Source organism: Taklimakanibacter albus, assembly GCF_016595235.1.
Taxonomy (GTDB): domain Bacteria; phylum Pseudomonadota; class Alphaproteobacteria; order Rhizobiales; family Aestuariivirgaceae; genus Taklimakanibacter; species Taklimakanibacter albus.
Window position 1 is genome coordinate 323,572 of the sequence record NZ_JAENHL010000007.1, and the last position, 17,283, is coordinate 340,854.

General features: G+C 64.4%; 18 protein-coding genes. 8 read left to right on the plus strand and 10 right to left on the minus strand.

The features are described 5' to 3' along the window. The first annotated feature begins 20 nt into the window (after positions 1-20). The 3 genes from JHL16_RS12985 (at position 21) to JHL16_RS12995 (ending at position 3,405) form a co-directional block, all read left to right on the plus strand. The gene (locus JHL16_RS12985; protein ID WP_200185265.1) at positions 21-242 is read left to right on the plus strand and encodes a hypothetical protein; all 222 of its coding nucleotides are present in this window, start codon (positions 21-23) and stop codon (positions 240-242) included. 131 nt (positions 243-373) lie between these two features. After that, on the plus strand, positions 374-2,095 hold the full coding sequence (locus JHL16_RS12990; RefSeq protein WP_200185266.1) for a type I secretion system permease/ATPase: 1,722 nt from the start codon (positions 374-376) through the stop codon (positions 2,093-2,095). Beyond that, positions 2,092-3,405, plus strand: coding sequence for an HlyD family type I secretion periplasmic adaptor subunit (locus JHL16_RS12995; protein ID WP_200185267.1), 1,314 nt, complete (start codon positions 2,092-2,094; stop codon positions 3,403-3,405). Before JHL16_RS12990 ends, JHL16_RS12995 begins: the two co-directional genes overlap by 4 nt. A 68-nt stretch (positions 3,406-3,473) precedes the next feature. Here JHL16_RS12995 and JHL16_RS13000 read toward each other — a convergent pair whose 3' ends face one another. The 7 genes from JHL16_RS13000 to JHL16_RS13030 all read right to left on the minus strand — a co-directional run bounded on the left by JHL16_RS13000 (position 3,474) and on the right by JHL16_RS13030 (position 10,537). Next, a complete protein-coding gene (locus JHL16_RS13000) occupies positions 3,474-3,827 on the minus strand; it encodes an antibiotic biosynthesis monooxygenase family protein (protein WP_200185268.1) in 354 nt (117 codons plus the stop codon). A gap of 8 nt (positions 3,828-3,835) precedes the next feature. After that, complete coding sequence (locus tag JHL16_RS13005) at positions 3,836-4,468, minus strand: carbonic anhydrase (RefSeq protein WP_200185269.1); 633 nt, start codon at positions 4,466-4,468, stop codon at positions 3,836-3,838. Beyond that, positions 4,465-5,391 (minus strand): carbon-nitrogen hydrolase family protein, encoded by a 927-nt coding sequence (locus tag JHL16_RS13010; RefSeq protein ID WP_200185270.1) that lies wholly within the window; start codon positions 5,389-5,391, stop codon positions 4,465-4,467. Before JHL16_RS13010 ends, JHL16_RS13005 begins: the two co-directional genes overlap by 4 nt. Continuing rightward, positions 5,388-5,954 (minus strand): GNAT family N-acetyltransferase, encoded by a 567-nt coding sequence (locus JHL16_RS13015; RefSeq protein WP_246770933.1) that lies wholly within the window; start codon positions 5,952-5,954, stop codon positions 5,388-5,390. The genes JHL16_RS13010 and JHL16_RS13015 overlap by 4 nt, the downstream gene beginning before the upstream one ends. 301 nt (positions 5,955-6,255) lie before the next feature. After that, the gene (locus JHL16_RS13020) at positions 6,256-8,196 is read right to left on the minus strand and encodes a PhoX family protein (protein WP_200185272.1); all 1,941 of its coding nucleotides are present in this window, start codon (positions 8,194-8,196) and stop codon (positions 6,256-6,258) included. 225 nt (positions 8,197-8,421) lie between these two features. Continuing rightward, positions 8,422-8,835, minus strand: a complete 414-nt coding sequence (locus tag JHL16_RS13025; RefSeq protein WP_200185273.1) for a ketosteroid isomerase-related protein — start codon at positions 8,833-8,835, stop codon at positions 8,422-8,424. A 64-nt stretch (positions 8,836-8,899) separates the two neighbouring features. Continuing rightward, on the minus strand, positions 8,900-10,537 hold the full coding sequence (locus JHL16_RS13030) for a tetratricopeptide repeat protein (RefSeq protein WP_200185274.1): 1,638 nt from the start codon (positions 10,535-10,537) through the stop codon (positions 8,900-8,902). A 170-nt stretch (positions 10,538-10,707) separates the two neighbouring features. Between JHL16_RS13030 and JHL16_RS13035 the strand changes: the two genes are divergently transcribed. Then, positions 10,708-10,902: a YjiS-like domain-containing protein gene (locus JHL16_RS13035; protein WP_200185275.1), complete on the plus strand. Its 195-nt coding sequence runs from the start codon at positions 10,708-10,710 to the stop codon at positions 10,900-10,902. Positions 10,903-10,906: 4 nt separating this feature from the next. On the opposite strand, the gene JHL16_RS13040 is transcribed toward JHL16_RS13035, so the two are convergent. Further along, positions 10,907-11,602, minus strand: coding sequence for an ArsR/SmtB family transcription factor (locus JHL16_RS13040; protein WP_200185276.1), 696 nt, complete (start codon positions 11,600-11,602; stop codon positions 10,907-10,909). Positions 11,603-11,736: 134 nt separating this feature from the next. Between JHL16_RS13040 and JHL16_RS13045 the strand changes: the two genes are divergently transcribed. After that, entirely contained in the window at positions 11,737-12,648 is a 912-nt protein-coding gene (locus JHL16_RS13045; RefSeq protein ID WP_420884537.1) for a DMT family transporter, read from the plus strand. On the opposite strand, the gene JHL16_RS13050 is transcribed toward JHL16_RS13045, so the two are convergent. After that, positions 12,638-13,054 (minus strand): hypothetical protein, encoded by a 417-nt coding sequence (locus JHL16_RS13050; protein ID WP_200185278.1) that lies wholly within the window; start codon positions 13,052-13,054, stop codon positions 12,638-12,640. The two genes, JHL16_RS13045 and JHL16_RS13050, sit on opposite strands and share 11 nt — an antisense overlap. A 60-nt stretch (positions 13,055-13,114) precedes the next feature. Here JHL16_RS13050 and JHL16_RS13055 point away from each other — a divergent pair, with 60 nt between their 5' ends. Both JHL16_RS13055 and murA read left to right on the plus strand, forming a co-directional pair. Next, the gene (locus tag JHL16_RS13055) at positions 13,115-13,990 is read left to right on the plus strand and encodes a helix-turn-helix domain-containing protein (protein WP_200185279.1); all 876 of its coding nucleotides are present in this window, start codon (positions 13,115-13,117) and stop codon (positions 13,988-13,990) included. 72 nt (positions 13,991-14,062) lie between these two features. Continuing rightward, complete coding sequence (gene murA, locus JHL16_RS13060) at positions 14,063-15,346, plus strand: UDP-N-acetylglucosamine 1-carboxyvinyltransferase (protein WP_200185280.1); 1,284 nt, start codon at positions 14,063-14,065, stop codon at positions 15,344-15,346. Here murA and JHL16_RS13065 read toward each other — a convergent pair. Further along, positions 15,286-16,239 (minus strand): LysR substrate-binding domain-containing protein, encoded by a 954-nt coding sequence (locus JHL16_RS13065; protein ID WP_200185281.1) that lies wholly within the window; start codon positions 16,237-16,239, stop codon positions 15,286-15,288. The two genes, murA and JHL16_RS13065, sit on opposite strands and share 61 nt — an antisense overlap. 116 nt (positions 16,240-16,355) lie before the next feature. On the opposite strand from JHL16_RS13065, the gene JHL16_RS13070 reads away from it, so the two are divergent. Further along, complete coding sequence (locus tag JHL16_RS13070; protein WP_200185282.1) at positions 16,356-17,249, plus strand: dimethylarginine dimethylaminohydrolase family protein; 894 nt, start codon at positions 16,356-16,358, stop codon at positions 17,247-17,249. The last annotated feature ends 34 nt before the right edge of the window (positions 17,250-17,283 follow it).

Below are 17,283 nucleotides of genomic sequence, written 5' to 3' on the forward strand. Positions count from 1 at the left end.
GAAACGAGCGGCCGACGCACATGTATGACTGGATTCCCATAGATCGCTGGGTGGAATGCGCAAGCCTGGAACGGCCCGGCATCGTTTTCGAGATCCGCAATGCCGACGGGCAGGCGCTGACCACCGTCTGCGTCCCCGAGCTGCCCAAGGCGCCCTTCGACTGGACGGCGCCGCCGCTCGAATTTCGCCCGGTCCCCCAGGCGCCCGCCACCCACTCTGCGCCGCTTCCCGGCCCGTCCTGATCGATGGCTGTATATTTTGGGCGACATGAAGAAATAGAACGGCGCCATTAACCGATCGTGCAGCGTTGCGCCCTATGATCGCCGGCTGATCGCAATTAATCGACTCCCGACGGCGACAAGTCGAGACCCCCATGCTCAAGCTGATGGCCCCTCCCGCCTCCGAGTTGCGCCAGGCCTTTTCGCGCTTCAAGAGCACATTTCTGTGGCTCGCCATCTTCAGCGGCATCATCAACATTCTCATGCTGACGGGCGCGCTGTTCATGCTCGAGGTCTATGACCGCGTCCTGCCGAGCGGCAGCGTGCCGACCCTGGTGGCGCTCGCCATTCTTGCCTCCGCGCTTTTCGGCGCACAGGCGCTCTTGGACGTCATCCGGTCGCGGATCCTCGTCCGCGTCGGCAATTCCTTCACCCGGTCGCTCAGCCCCCGTCTGTTTGATGCCGTCCTGCATCTTCCCCTGGCCTCAGGGCATAGCGGCGACCGGCGGCTGTCGCCCCGCGATCTCGACCAGATCCGCTCCTTCATCTCCGGCGGCGGATTATTGTCCCTCTTCGATCTTCCCTGGATACCGGCCTATCTGGTCTTCTGTTTTGCCCTGCATTTCTGGATCGGCGTCACCGTCAGCATCGGCGCGCTCATTCTGCTCACCTTGACGCTCGTCACCGAAATATTGACGCGCAAACCGGCGGCTGAGGCCACGCTTTCCGCCACCGGGCGGGACGCCTGGACGCAAGCCTGCAAGCAGAACGCCGAAGCCGTCGCGGCGATGGCGATGAAACAGCAGCTCCTGGCAAGATGGGAGGCGTTGAATCTCCGCTTCCTCAAGGCCCAGGAACAAACGCACGACATCAGCGGAGGTTTTGGCGCACTGTCGAAGGCGCTGCGCATGCTGCTGCAGTCGGCCGTGCTCGCCGTCGGCGCCTATCTCGTCATCTATGGACAGGCGACCGCGGGCATCATCATCGCGGGCTCGATCCTCAGCGCCCGGGCTCTGGCGCCCGTCGAGCTTGCGATCGCGAACTGGCGTGGTTTCCAGGCCGCGCGGCAGGGCGCGCGGCGGCTCGATCTGGCGCTCGCCGACACGCCGACACACGCCTTGCAGCTTTCCCTGCCCTGGCCGAAGTCCCATCTCTCCGTCGAGAATGCGAGCATTTCCCCGCCCGGAGCGGCCCATCGTGTGATCAACGATGCGAGCTTCACACTTTCGGCGGGCACGGCGCTCGGCATCATCGGTCCCAGCGCGTCGGGCAAGTCCTCGCTCGCGCGCGCGCTTGTCGGCATCTGGCCCTTGGCGAACGGCAAGATCTGCCTCGACAGCGCCGCTCTGAAACTCTGGCCGTCGCAGACACTCGGCGACAATATCGGTTATCTGCCACAGGAAGCCCAGCTCTTCGACGGCACCATGGCGGAGAATATCTCGCGCTTCGCGCCCGACGCATCCGCCGAGGACATCATCGCGGCGGCAAAGGCTGCCGGTGTGCACGAGATGATACTGGGATTTGCCGCCGGCTATCAGACGCGTATCGGCGAGGGCGGCTTTCTCCTGTCCGCCGGGCAGCGGCAGCGGCTGGGACTGGCCCGCGCTTTGTATCGCAACCCCTTTCTTGTCGTGCTCGACGAGCCGAATTCAAATCTCGACTCCGACGGAGAAGAGGCCCTCACGCGCGCTATCATGGACATCCGGGCGCGTTCAGGCATCGTCATCGTCATCGCGCATCGCCCTAACGTCCTCGCGGCGGTCGACAAGCTGCTGGTGCTGGCCGAAGGCCGCGTTCAGGCCTTCGGACCCAAGGCCGATGTGCTGCAGCAGGCCCGCCGGCCGGCGCCGATTGCCATTGCGGGAGGCAGAACTTGACGTCGCCTGTTCAGCGCCCTGAAGGCGATCCCTCGATACGCCGGCACATTACGCTTGGCCTGGCGGTCGTAGCCCTTCTGTTGGGCGGAATGGGCAGCTGGGCGATGGTGAGCAAACTGGCCGGAGCCGTCATCGCGCCGGGTACTCTCGTCGTCGAGAACAACGTCAAGAAAGTGCAGCATCCGACCGGCGGCGTCGTAAAGGAGCTGCTGGTAAAGGAAGGCGACACGGTCACGGCGGGCGACCTTCTGATCGCGCTCGACGGCACCCAGGCGCGCGCCAGCCTCGACATCATATTGGGCGGCATCGATGAGCTGGCGACCCGAAAGGCGCGCCTCGAAGCGGAGAGCGAAGGGGATGACGAATTCGCCTTCCCGGCGGAGCTCACGGAGCGCGCTCAGGAGCCGGGACTGGCGAAGATCCTCGCCGGCGAGCGGAAGCTGTTCGACTTGCGCAAGGCCGAGCGTACGGGTCAGAAGCGGCTCTTGCGTGAGCGGATCGCCCAGCTCGGCAAGGAAGTGGAAGGCCTTACCGCGCAAGCCGCCGCCAAGGAGCAGGAACTGTCCCTGATCGCCAAGGAGCTGGCCGGCACGCAGCAGCTCTACCAGAAGGGCCTGATGACGCTATCGCGTCTGACCGACATCCAACGCACCGCGGCGCGCCTCGAAGGCGAACGCGCCCAGCTCGTCGCCGGCACCGCTGAAGCGAGAGGCAAGATCGCCGAGATGGAGCTGGAGATCATCCAGATCGACCAGAAGCTGCGCGCCGAAGTGGGGGCGCAGCTCGCCGAGCTCAGGACCAGGCTCGCCGAGCTTCAGGAACGCAAGACCGCCGCCCGCGACCAGCTCGACCGGCTCGAGATCCGCGCGCCGCAATCCGGCATTGTCCATGAGCTCGCCGTGCACACGGTTGGCGGCGTCGTGCAGGCGGCCGAGCCGCTGCTGCTGATCGTTCCCTCTGCCACGGCATTGGCGGTGGACGCCAGAATTGCCCCCAGAGAAGTCGACCGGATCCAGATCGGACAGAAGGTTGCCTTGCGCTTCTCGAACTTCAATCAGCAGACGACGCCTGAGATCGATGGCCGGCTGGTGCGGGTTTCGGCCGACGTGTCGGAAGACGCGCGGACGGGCATCAGCTATTACACGGCGCGCATCGACATCTCAGCCGATCAGCTCCGCAGGTTGGGCATGGTCAAGCTCCTGCCCGGCATGCCGGTGGAGACCTTCATCGCGACCGAAGAGCGGACCGTCGCCTCTTATTTGCTGAAGCCGCTGTCGGATCAGCTCCTGCGGGCCTTCCGCCAGGAATAGGTCATCCAGAGCGCTTCCCGCCAAAGTTGCTCGACTTTGGCGATAAGGAAGCGCTCCAGATCACATGTTTACGAGCCCTTTTTCCCGTTCCGATCGAATCGGAACGATTCGATCGGAACGGGAAGGGCTCTAGCGATCGCCTCGCCATAATGCTCGACCAGCGGAAACGGCTCGTAGAAATGATGCAGCCGCCGCTTCCATTCGAGATAACGATCCGAGCCGCGGAAGCCTTGTGTATGGGCTTCGAGCGTTTCCCACTCGACCAGCAGCAGATATTTGCCTCGGGTCTCGATGCAGGGCTTGACCGCGATCCGGATGAAGCCGGGTGTCGCCCGGATCAGCGGCAGCGCGTCCCGCATCGCCTGCTCGAACTCACCTTCGAGTCCTGGCTTCACCTGCAGCAACGCATGTTCGAGGATCATGGAAGAACTCACACCACTGCCCAGCGGCGCGACTCTTCGTCATAGACATTGAGCTCGCCAAGCGAGATGTCGAACCAGGCGCCGTTAAGCGTGAGGTCACCTTTGGATTCGCGCACGCGCACCCACGGAAAAGTGCGCAGGTTGGCGAGCGAATGCTCGACGGAGGCTTGCTCGACCAGCGTCAGCCTTTGCGCCAGGCTGAGTTTCTCGTCATCGACGATCGCCGCGACATCGCGCACGCCGGCGAGCCATTTGCCGATGAAGTCGCCGGTGCTCAGCGGATCGCCCGGCTCGGTGATCGCCCTGATGCCGCCGCAGCGGCCATGGCCCATGATGACGATGTGCTTGACGCCCAATTGCAGCACGGCGAATTCGAGCGCCGCGCTGGTCGAATGATGACGTCCGTCCGGCGCATAGGGCGGCACCAGATTGGCCACATTGCGCACGACGAAGATTTCGCCGGGCCCGGCATCGAAGATCGTCTCGGGCGCGGCGCGGGAATCGCAGCAGGCGATCATCATGACCGTCGGTTTCTGCTGGCCCTCGCCGAGCTTCCGGTAACGCTCCGCCTCCGAGGCGTAGCGCCCGGCGCGGAAGCTCGCATAGCCGTCGAGTAACCGTTGCGGGAAGTTGATGCTCATTCCGCCGCCTCCGCTTTATGGACTGAAAGATCGACGAGTTTTGCACGCGGCAGGCTGCCTGCCCCCGGCTGTTCGCCCCAATGCCGGTAGGTCTGGACGCCGCCCGTCTCGCGCACCCGTTTGAGAAGATCGAGATCGACCTTGGCGGTCACCCATTGCGGCTTGTTGAGCTCACCCAGCGCGATGACGCCGCCCGGCGGAAACCCCTCATCGGACGGCGCGAAGATACCGGCCGCGCCGCAATTATTCTCGACCGCGGTGCAGAAGGGCGCCGGCCCCACCGTCGGCGCATGCACCGTATAGACCTGGTTCTCGAGCGCCCGCGCCATGGCGCCGGTGCGCACCCGCCAATAGCCGTGCTCACTCTCGGTATTGGAGGGCGCCAGGATCACATCGGCGCCGGCTTCGGCGAGCGCCCGCGACAGCAGCGGAAACTCGATATCGTAGCAGATCACCAGACCGACCCGCGCCGGGCCGATATCGAAGACGGTGAGCTCACGCCCGGCCGCGATCTTCCACGGATCGCGCTCCCAGGGCGTCATCATCAGCTTGGCATAGCGGCCCACCCGGCCGGACGGTCCGAAGAACCGCGCCACATTGAGGGTTTCACCATCAGCCTGGCGCTCCGGCGCGCTCGCCGCGACGATCGCCACGCCGAACCGGCGGGCCAGTCTATCATGCACGCGGTCGGCTTCCGGCAGACGCTTCGACACCGCATCGATCGAACGCTGCAGATCATGGCCGGCCTCCGGCCCGTCGAGCGACACCAGCTCCATCGAGGCATATTCCGGAAACACCAGAAGCTCGGCGCCCTGCCCCGCGGCCTCCGCGACCCAACGCTCGAGCTTCGCCTCGTAGTCGGCGAAACTGCCAAGCGCGTCGAGCGGATATTGCGCGGCGGCGATCGTCAGGCTTCGGCTCATAGATCCCTCATCCAGAATTGCAGGGTCTGCTCGGTCTCGGCCATATTGCCGATCTCGGTCCAGTGATAGGTCGTAACCAGTCCCCTTACAGGCCGGTATTGTCTTTTTGTCCAGAAGGCATCGAGCGGACGGTAATCCGGGGGCCTGCGTGGGTCGTCCTCGGCCCGGACGACAGCGCAAAAGGTCGAACGGGTGAGCCCGAGCTGGCGTGCCTGCGCCTCCCTTGCATCGAAGAAGGCGTGCCCCAGGCCCCGGCCGCGATAGCTGGCCGAGAGCACGGATTCGGCGCAGTAGAAGATGGTCGCGATATCGAAGCCCTGGGCCGCGAAGGGGGCCTTGAACTCGTCATGCTCGGCGATGAGCGGCAGGCCGGTCGAGGCGCCGATGATCTTGTCCCCCTCCCGCGCCACCACGATGACCGCGCCCGGCGCTTGCGCCAGCTTGGTCAGATAGCGCCGCTCATAATCGAGCGAGCCTTCGTAGAGATAGGGATAGGAGCGGAAAACCTCGATCCGCAGACCTGCCACAGCGTCAAGGCCGACCGTGAGTCTGTCGCCCGTCAATATTTCGGTGGTGATCCCGCCCATGGTGAGGGCGGAGCTAAAGCAAAAGGTCGGGGCCCGCAAGTTTCGCGGCAGGTTCCCACATGGCACCGTTTCGCCAAACGAATGGGAGCGCCGTCTCCGGCGCTCCCCGTGTCCTGCCCCTCATTCCGCAAGCGTTACGCAAACCTGCCGCGAAACGAGGGCTCTCTTGAAGTCCTGATCATCATCGCCGCTCTTCACGACAGGCTGATGTCAGTTTCCACACAATCCGTTTCGAATCTGATTTCAACGACTTGGGTGGGTCGCTTGAATCAGATCCTCAACCGCCGATCGACCCGCCGCCCTCGCGCGTGATCGCCACGACCGACGGCCGCGGCGGCATCTTGTCGTTGAAGTCGGGCCAACGCGTAGTGAGCTTCTCGATCGTCTCCGATCCTTCGGCCGGATGCTGCACCGACACGAACATCGTGGTGCCGTCGGGCGTAAAGGCCGGGCCCGTCGCTTCCGCATCGGTCGGGCAGCAGAACAGCGCCTTGGGCAATGCTCGCGCCGGACCGTCCGTATCGACGGCAAAGATGCCGTCGGCGAGATCGAAGTCGTTCATGCCGTCGGTCGCCACGAACATGCGGCCCTTGGGATCGAAGGCGATGTTGTCGGGCGTCATGAAGAAGCCGTCGGCGGTCGTCTCGGGATGGAATTTGGCGCCGGTCTCGGGCTTCGAGGGATCACCGCACAGAATGAGAATGTCCCACTTGTACTGGGCCGCCGTATGGTCGGCATCCTTGCCCTCGCCCGGCGGGATCATCTCGATGATATGGCCCCATTTGTTTTCGGGCCGCGGATTGGCGGCGTCGACCTTTTCCGGCTTGCGCTTGGCCGACTTGGTCAGCACCGCATAGACGCGGCCCGACACCGGATTGGTCTCGAAATCCTCCGGCCGGTCCATGCCGGTGGCGCCGAGCTTGTCGGCGGCGAGCTGCGTCTTGATCAGCACCTCGCCCTGGTCGGCGAAGCCGTTCTCAGCCGTGAGCGGGCCCTTGCCATGGACGAGCGGCAGCCAGTTGAGCGTGCCGTCGGCCTCGAATTTCGCGACCGACAGCTCGCCTTCATCGAGAATGCCGATATTGGCCTTGCGATCATTGGCATTGAAGGGCTTGGCCGAGACGAAGCGGTAGAGATATTCCTGATGATCGTCATCACCCATATAGACGGCGACGCGGCCATCCTTGTTGACGACGACCGTGGCGCCCTCATGGCCCATGCGGCCGAGCGCGGTGCGCTTCACCGGCGTCGAGTCCGCCTCATAGGGGTCGATCTCGACCACCCACTGGAAGCGGTTCACCTCATTGGGCTCCTTTTCGACATTGAAGCGGTCGTCGAAACGGGCGAAGCCGTAATAATCGGCGGGCTCATAGCCGATACGTTCCATGAGCTCCTGGTTGGGCGTCTTGGCCGCGTCGCCGCCGAAAAACTCATAAGCGAATTCCTCGCAGGTCAGGATCGTGCCCCAGGGCGTATAGCCGCCGCCGCAATTGGCCATCGTGCCCTTGACCTTGGTGCCGGAGGGATCGGCCGCCGTCTTGAGCTGGGCGTGGCCCGCTGCCGGACCGGCAATCGCCATCTCGGTCTCCACCGTGATGCGCCGGTTGAGGGGTGAATTGGCGACGAGCGACCACTTGCCGTCCTTCTTCTCGATCTCGGCGACGCTGTGGCCCATCGCCGATTTGCAGATCTCGACCAGTTCGGCCGTCATCGTCTTGCCGAGCGTCTCGTCGTCCTTGGCGATGAAACCCGGCACCATGATATGCGGGTTGGGATATTCGTGATTGACGCAGAGCAGCCCGCGCTCTGAGGATGCTGAGCCGAAGGGCATCGGCAGATAGCCGACGAAGTCGTTGTTGTAGCCGAACTGACGTGCCTGCGTATTGCCCGACTGCTGGGTCGGCTCGAAATCGGTCGCATCCGCGGTGAGCTTGTCGCCCCAGCGCAGCAGCACCTCGGCCGTGTAGCCCGGCGCCACGTGATGCGTCTGGTCATAGACGCGCTTAAGCTCGGTGAAGGTGAGCGACGACTGGGTGCCGCCGGCGATCGCCTCGCCGCCGAAGATCGAGCCGGTGAAGCCCGGGGCGATGGCCGAGGCGGCGGCGATGGCCGCCCCGCCGCGCAGCATGTCGCGGCGCGACAGGCGCTCGGTCAGCACGCTGCGGAAATTGGGGGATGATGATTTGGAACGGATGCTGTCGGGGTCGTGGCGGGTCATCTGCGCCTCCTGGGTTTGCTTACCTTGGGGGTTCGCAAACTCAGGCGCGAAGATGAACGCTGAATGACGGTTCCGACTCTATTTCAAGGACTTAGGTCTGTCCCTTGAATCAAGATCTTAGAGCGTCGGCCCGAAAGGTGCGTGCGGTTTTCGGGTAAGCCGATGCGCAAAAACAAAGAGATAGAGCGCCGCGGCGATTCCAACGGAACGCCCGGCGCTCTAGACTCACTTGCCGAGAACCTGCTTTGTCCAGTCCTTCAGATTGTAGTGGGTAGAGACGCGCGTGATCTTGCCATTCTTGATCTCGAAGAAGGCGCCGACGCGCAATTTGTAGGTCTGCCCCTTCGCCTTCGGCAGGCCCGGATCGGTCGCGAGATATTTGCCCTTGAGATCGAATTCGGCCGCGGCATGCGCGCCCGTCGTGTCGGTCATCACCACGATGTTGGACAGCGTCTCCTTGTAGCTCTTGTTCATATGGGTGAGGAATTCCTTGAACAGCGGCTTGCCCTTGCGGCGCTCGCCCTGGCTCACCTCATGGACGAAGCTGGTGGCGAGGCAGGACAGCATGCCGTCGACATCCTGCTTGTTGAAGGCGGCATAATAGGTCTGAACGAGCTTGCGGGTCTGGGCGGCGGTCACGATGGCACTCCTGATTGGATAACGCGCCCGTTTAGCCCGAGCCTGCGGCTGGAGCAACGACCGTTCAGCGATCGATGCTGCGCAGGAGCGCCTCGAACCGCGGATGGGTGCGCAGTGAAACGAGATCGCTGTCATGCCGGGCCCTGACACGCAACCGGCCACGAATGAGAGGCGTCGAGCGCTCCAGCAGGCCAATGGCGGTCTCTGCGTCACCACTGAGGGCATAGGCACAGGCGGCATTGTACAAAGTGAGGACATCGTCGGGCTCCAGCAGAAGCGCCAGGGACGCCCAGTCGCGGGCACGCCCGGTCTCGCCGAGCCTGGCGAGCGCGGTGGCGCCGAGGGCGGCGGCATTGCCGTGCTCCGGATGTCGCTCGAGCTCGCGCTCGATCTTTTCCAGGCCGCGGCGCAAGGCCGTCTCCGCCTCGGCGTGACGCCCCATATCCTTATAGGCCTGGGCCAGGAGGATGAGGCACCGGAAGTCGTCGGGCCGAACCGCATAGGCCCGCTCGAAATACGCTGCCGCCTCGACATATTGTCCAGTCGCCTGGCACGTGCGGGCGCAGTATTTGAGCGCCTCGAACAGATTGGGATCGACCGCCATGGCGCGGCGGAACTCTGTTTCGGCCTCGTCATGGCGGTCGAGAGTCAAAAGCGCCAGGCCGCGCGCGGCGTGGGCCTCGGCGAGATCGGGGTCGAGCTCCAGCGCCCGTGTGCTCGCCGCGAGGATCGTCTCCGGCGTGGCGTCCGACGCGCTCGACATATAAAGCTCCGACTCGCAATCGGCGAGCCCGGCAAAGGCGCGCGCATAATTGGGATCGAGCTCGGTCGCCCGCCGGAATATGCGCTTGGCGATCTCGAGGCTGCTCTTCGTTTGCCGATGGAAGAACTGCCGCCCTCTCAAATAGTGCTCATAGGCCTCGACATTGCTCGTCGGCACTTTCGCGATGGCCTCGCTTTCCTTGGGCAGCAGCCTGATGCGGAGCGACTCGACGATCCGGCGCGTGATGTCGTCCTGCACGAGAAAGACGTCGACGAGATCGCGATCATAACGCTCCGCCCACAGATGCCCGCCGGTCTCGCCGTCGATCAGCTGGGCGCCGATCCGCACCCGCTTGCCGGCCTTGCGGACGCTGCCCTCGAGCACGTAGCGCACGCCGAGCTCCTGGCACAGGCGCTGCGCATTCACGGCCGCCCCCTTGTAGGCGAAGGTCGAATTGCGCGCCGGCACGAACAGCCCGGAAATCTTGGCAAGATCGGTGATCAGATCCTCGCTGATGCCGTCGCTGAAATACTCCTGCTCGGGATCGCCGCTCATATTGACGAAAGGCAGGATGGCGATGGACGCTCCCGTCGCAGCGGCGGGGCTGTTGACCACCTCGCGGCTGCCCTCTGAAGCCTCCACCTCCGCCACGAAGCGGAAGCCGCGGCCATGGATGGTCCGGATGATCTTCTGATCATCGCCGGTGTCGTTGACCGCCTGCCGCGCCGCCTTGATCCGGCTGCTGAGGGCGGATTCCGACACGATGCGCTCCTTCCAGATCGTCTTGTGGATCTCGTCCTTGGTGACGGTCCGGTCGCGGTTCTCGACCAGATAGCGCAGGAGGTCGAAGACCTGGGGCTCGACCGGCTTCGCGCCATCGGCGCCGCGCAGCTCATATCGGTCGGTGTCGAGTTCCCAATCGCCAAACCGGTAGATCACTGATCTGTCCTCGTCCCCTCAGGAAACCGCTGCAAAATCAAAAGCTAACAGGGATATCCCGGCATCCTGCGCTCGAATTCAGGAAACCCTCATGAAATCTCCCAGTGGTGTTCAAGCATGCGCCGGTCGTCATCGCTACCCTGTTTTCACAGTCAGAACGGAGACCAGCCATGAAAGACCTCACCTTGATCCTGCAGGAATCACTCTCTTCACGAATATTAAGATTTCTGGCCCGACGCCACCGGGCGCGGCGGGACGCGCGTCATCTCGCCGGCCTCGAGGACTATCTCCTGCGCGATATCGGCCTCAGCCGCGACGAAATCGAGAGGCCATCATCCCCTGTCATCCCGGGCAATCGCTATTGAGCCGTTACGGCAGTGTGATGCCGAAGGTGTCGCGGAAGCCTTCGATGCCCAACGGTGTGAAAGTGACGGCGCGGCTGTCGCGGCCGCGTTTGATCCAGCCGAGATCGAGACAGCGCTGGCACAATCCGGCGCCGAGCTGGCCGGCCAGATGCGAGCGCCTTTCGCTCCAGTCGAGGCAGGTGCGGCAGAGCGGCCGGGTATTTTTGGGCTCATCCAGTTCGAGGCCGAAATCGCGGAAGAAGCGGTGGCCCTCCTCGGTGACGGCGGCGGCCCCGTCGGACAGGACGATGAACTGCCGGGCGCTCAGCCGGTCGGCGAGCGTGACGGCGAGCCAGCCGGCCAGATGGTCGTAGCAGGTGCGCGCCGTTCGCATGGCCTGATCCTTGGGGCCGGTCGGGCGGTAGCGCCGGGGGCCATTAGCGGCGACGATCATCAGGGCCTCCATCGCGGTCGCGATCTCGGGCGAAGCGAGGCGGAAATAATGATGCCGGCCCTGCTTCGCGAGCGCGATGAAACCGGCCTCGGTGAGCTTGGCCAGGTGCCCGCTGGTCGTCTGGGCGCTCACCCCCGCATGCCAGGCGAGCTCACCCGCCGTCAGCGCCCGCCCGTCGGCAAGCGCCTGCAGGATATTGGCCCGCGCCGGATCGCCGATGAGGGCGGCCACTTCGGCGAGGCTGTTGCCGGAAACGATATTGGTCATGGCGCCGACTATACGCCTCGGCTTCTCCCCGGTCAGCCGCGAATGCTTCGGCCGCGGCCGAAGTGTTCGCGGGCGACGTCCTGCGTGATCCGTGACACAGATCGCGGCCATCACACGAGATTAGGATGATCGCCATGACCGCTCCCCGCTCGCTCACCTTCGAACTCCTGCTGCTGGCGCTGCTCGCCACGCTCTGGGGCGCCTCCTACACCTTCATCAAGCTCGGCGTCGCCACCATCCCGCCGGTCACATTCATCGCCGCGCGCACATTAATCGCCGCTTTCATCCTGCTCACCGTGCTGCGGATGCGCGGCTTGCGCCTGCCACACGACCGCACGACCTGGAAACGTTTCGCCATCCAGGCAGCGCTCAACAGCGTGATGCCCTTCACCCTCATCGCCTGGGCCGAGCTCACCATCGATGCCGGCCTCGCCGCCATCCTCAATTCCACGACGCCGATCTTCACCTTCCTGCTCACCCTCGTCCTCACCCGGCACGAGCCGTCGAGCTTGCGCAAATTCTTCGGCGTGCTTGCCGGCATGATCGGCATCTGCCTGATCATCGGTGTCGAGGCCCTGAATGGCGTTGGCCGCGAGCTCCTGGCCCAGCTCGCCATGCTGATTGCCACGGTGAGTTATGCCGGCGCCGCCATCTTCGGGCGCAACTTCAAGGATCTCGATCCGATGATGCCGGCCGCGGGGTCGATGCTCTGCGGCGCCGTCATGCTCATTCCGTTGAGTCTCGTCATCGATCAGCCCTGGACGCTGTCGCCGTCGACGAGCTCGCTCCTGGCCCTGCTCGGCCTCGCCGTCTTCTCGACCGCCCTCGCCTTCTGCATCTTCTTCCGCCTGGTGAACACTCTGGGCTCGGTCGGTACGACCGCACAGGCCTATCTGCGCGTCCCGATCGGCGTTGCCATCGGCGCGCTTTTCTTGAGTGAGCGCCTCACCGATACCGCGTGGATCGGCCTCGTCTGCGTGGTGGCGGGAGTCGCCGCCATGACCATCCCGCCGCGCAAACGCAACGCGACCGCCGTTACTTCTTGAGCTTCGGAGGGTTGGGTTTTGCCGGGGCGGGCTTCGGCCGGTTCGCCTCGGCTTCCTGCTGCAGGTGGAACCGGTGCAGCATGCGGTGGAAGACCGGCAACAAAGCGAGACCTGCTATGCCGAACACGAAGATGCCGGAGAAGATCGCATAGAGCCCGGCGAAGATCTTGCCGCTGGTGGTGGCGAGCGTGCCGATCGGCCCCATGCCGGACAGGATCATCGCTGCATTCACGAAGGCATCGACGGTGCTCATGGCTTCGAAGCCCATATAGCCGGCCATGCCGAGAACGAGCCAGACGACGATGAGCCCGAAGCTCCACAGGACATTGCGCGCCTGACGCCGAAAGAAGACGCGCCGCGAGGCGAGCGGATGGGCTTTGGGCTCGAAATGATAGAGCTGATCCACCCCTATCTGGTGGCATGGACAGGTGGTGACGTCAATCTCGGGGCGTGGCACATTAACGCGATGTCACGCACTTTGGCCGCACCGGAAGACCGCGTCATCCGCCGCCTCGCTTATGAGGGCGAGGCCGGGCAATGGGAGATGTTGCGCTGCGCGCCCCATGCGGCTCTGAAATCCCATGTCATCGACTATTCGGGTTACCGCGAGACGCAGGGGGCGGAAATCTGGCGGCGCGAGCTCCCCTGCAGTTTCGTGCCGCTGATCATCAATTTCGGCCCGGCCTTCCATTTCCGCGACGACCCGCAGAGCCCCGACACCCAGACGAGCTTCACCGCCGGCGTCTATACACGGCCGGTGATCGTCGGCTCGAAGGGTGCCGCCTTCTGCCTGCAGGTGAATTTCACCCCGCTCGGCGCCTGGCGCTTCTTCCGCCTGGCGCAATCGGAGCTCGAAAGCCGCACCGTGTCGCTCGACGACATATTGGGCGCGCAAGGCCGGCTCTTCGTCGCCGAGCTGCATGATGCGCCGGACTGGCCTGAGCGCTTCGCGTTGCTCGATGACTTTCTCGGCAAGCGCATTCTGGCGGCGCGCGAGCCCAATGCCAATGTGCGCGAAGTCTGGCAGGCGCTGTCGGCGAGCCACGGTGCCGCCTCGATCACGGCCCTGGCCGAGACCACCGGCGTCAGCCGCCGTCATCTCGCCAAGCTCTTCCGCGCCGAGATCGGTGCAACGCCGAAGACGATGGCGCGAATCCTGCGCTTCGAGCATGCGCGCAATCTCGCCCATCACGTGCCGCGCCTCGGCTGGGCCGATCTGGCTTACGAGGCGGGTTATGCCGACCAGGCCCATCTTGCCCGTGAATTCAAGGAATTGTCGGGCATGACGCCCCAGGAACTGCTGCGCCGCGACCGTGTCGAGACCGGTATTCTTGAGCAGTAAAATAGGCTCTAAACACTCCCTATCCCGCCCGAATCTCTTGATTCGATTCCGTTTGTTCAACAAGGAGCCGCCGTGACCCGTTTCCTGATCGAGGGGCGCCACCCGATCTCAGGCGCGATCGAGCCCAAGGGCAGCAAGAATGCCGCGCTGCCCATCATCGCCGCCACCCTTCTCACCGACGAGGCGGTCACCTTGACCCGCCTTCCCGACATCGCCGATGTGCGCGTGATGGCCAATCTGTTGCAGGAGATGGGTGCCACCGTCAGCCCGATCACCAACAACCGGGCCACCTTCCGGGCGGCGACGCTGCGCCATTCGGCGCCCGACCGCGCGCTGTCGCAAGCGATCCGCGCCTCCTTCCTTCTCGCCGGCCCCCTTCTCGCCCGCACCGGCAGCGCGACCTTGCCGCGTCCCGGTGGCGACCGCATCGGCCGGCGCCCGCTCGATGCGCATATTCTCGCCTTCCAGGAAATGGGGGTCGAGGTCGACATCACCTCCGACAGCTATTGCCTGACCGCGCCCAAGGGCCTCAAGCCCGCCGACATCTTCCTGGTCGAGATGAGCGTGATGGCGACCGAGAACATCGTCATGGCGGCGGTGCTCACCCCTGGCACGACCCATATCCACAATGCAGCGAGCGAGCCGCATATCCAGGATCTGTGCCAGTTGCTCATCGCCATGGGAGCGCGCATCGACGGCGTCGGCTCCAATGTGCTGACCATCGAGGGCGTCACGTCGCTCCATGGGGCGACGCACGAGATCGGACCGGATTATCTGGAAGTCGGCAGCTTCATCGGCCTTGCCGCCGCGACCGGCGGCGATCTCCTGATCCGCAACTGCCGCCCGCGCGAGCACCGCATGACGGCCATCGCCTATGGCCGGCTCGGCATCGAATGGGAAGTGCGCGGCGAGGACATCTATCTGCCGCGCCACCCGAAGCTCGAGATCCGCGAGGACATGCATGGCGCTCTGACCAAGATCGATGACGGCCCCTGGCCGGCCTTCCCGGCCGATCTCGTCTCGATCGCACTGGTCGTCGCCACCCAGGCTGCCGGCACCATCCTCATCCATGAAAAGATGTTCGAGAGCCGCCTGTTCTGGGTCGACAAGCTGATCTCCATGGGCGCCCGCATCATCCTGTGCGATCCGCACCGTGCCGTCGTCGTCGGCCGCTCGCCGCTTTTCGCCCAGCGCCTGTCGAGCCCCGACATCCGTGCCGGCATGGCGCTGGTCATCGCGGCACTCTGCGCCGAGGGCCAGAGCGAGATCCAGAATGTCGAGCAGATCGACCGCGGCTATGAGAGGCTCGACGAACGCTTGCGCGCTTTGGGCGCCAGGATTGAACGGGCGGATTGAGCCACGAACTCGGCAATCAGCCACTCTTCGAGGGCGCGCGCCGCCGGCGCCTGCTCGGTCTCGGGGGGCGCGATCAGATAATAGGGATAGGCCGCCGGCACCGAGAGGCGGAACGGCCTGACGAGACGCCGGCTGGCGAGATCATCGCGCACCGTCGCCAGATCGCCCATCGCCACGCCATAGCCGGTGCGCGCCGCTTCGAGGGAGAGATGCGCGCTGTCGAAATAGACGCCGCGCACCGACCCCGTCGCCGAGAGCCCCGCCGCGGCAAACCAGCGCGACCAGGCTTCGTCCGTATATTCATGCAGCAGCGTGTGGCCGAGGAGATCGTGAGGCTTCTTGAGCCCCGGCTTGCGCCGCTTCAGCGCCGGGCTGCAGACCGGGAAGAACTCGGCATGGCCGAGGCGCACCACGCGTTTGCCCGGATGTTCGGCGCTGCCATAGGCGATCGCCAGATCGGCGCGGTCCGCGATCTTGGGATGGCGCCAATATTCCGTCAGCACATGCACGGCGACATTGGAATGAAGTGAGAGAAACTCACCGAGCCGCGGCACCAGCCAGTTGGCGGCGAGCCCCGGCACACAGGAAAGCGTGATCTCGCCTTCGATCTCGCCGCTTTTGATGGCGCTCGCCGCGCGCGTCAGGCGCTCGAAGGAGTCGTGCACCGCCGCCAGGAGCTGCGCGCCCGCCGGTGTCAGGCCCATTGGCCGCTGACTGCGGTCGAAGAGCGGGCTTCCGAGCTGCTCCTCCAGGGCCCGGATCTGATGCGAGACGGCACCATGGGTCACCGCCAGCTCCTCCGCGGCGCGCACCAGATTGCGGTGGCGCGCCGCCGCCTCGAAGGCGCGCAGCGCATTGAGCGGCAGGCGGTTGCGCGAGATCGAGGGCGGCATGGGCTGGGCTCACTGTGAACTAAACTCACATTAGTGCAGAAGTTTTCTCGTTTTGCAATGCGGCACCCGGGTGAGACGATAGCTCCGTCAACGGATAAAAAATTGGAGGACGCGAGATGAGTGGTGCGAATGGCGCCGTGGCCTGGGGTGTGTCGGCGCAGACCGGCGAGTTGACCGATGTGCTCCTCGGCAAGCCCGATCATTTTCGCTGGGTGCCGCTCAATTCGATTTCGGCTGTCACCTTCGCCAATCAGGAGCAGATGGGCCATCGCTTCGATCAGCAGAAGGCCATGCACCAGCATCGCCTGATGGTCGATGCCTATGAGAAGGCGGGCGTGCGCTGCCATTTCGCCGAGGCCGATGAAGGCCTGCCCTCCAGCGTCTTCACCCGCGATTCGAGCTTCATGACGCCCTGGGGCGCGGTCATCACGTCGATCCAGACGCCGCCGCGCCGGCGCGATTATGCGGTCGCTTCCGAATTCTACCGCAAGGCCGGCATCCCGATCTGGAAATGGGTGACCGCCGGCCATTTCGAAGGCGGCGACTTCGTCATCCTGAAGCCCGGCGTGGCGCTGCTCGGCTGGTCGGGCGACCGCTCGACCAAGGAAGGCGCCGATCAGGTCGCAGGCTGGCTGCGCGAGAAATCCTGGGAAGTTCAGATCGTGCCGATCCCGCCGCAATTCGTGCATATGGATGCGGTGGTGGTGATGTTGGAGAAGGGCGTAGCGCTTGTCTGCGAGGATGCGCTGCCGCCCTACGGCCTCGACTACATCAAGAAGAAGCACGGCATCGAGGTCATCAAGGTCGCTTATGCCGATTGCGTGAAGCTCGGCGGCAATGTCGTGAGCCTCGGCAAGAAGCGTGTCCTGTCGATGAGCCACAATGTGAATGTGAACCGCCAGCTGAAGGAGGCCGGCTTCGAGGTCACCGCCGTCGATTATGAGATGTTCGCATTGGGCGGTGGCGGCGTGCATTGCTCTTGTCATGAGCTGCGCCGCAATCCCGACTGAACCTGCAATAATCAAATATAACTGGGGAGGATGG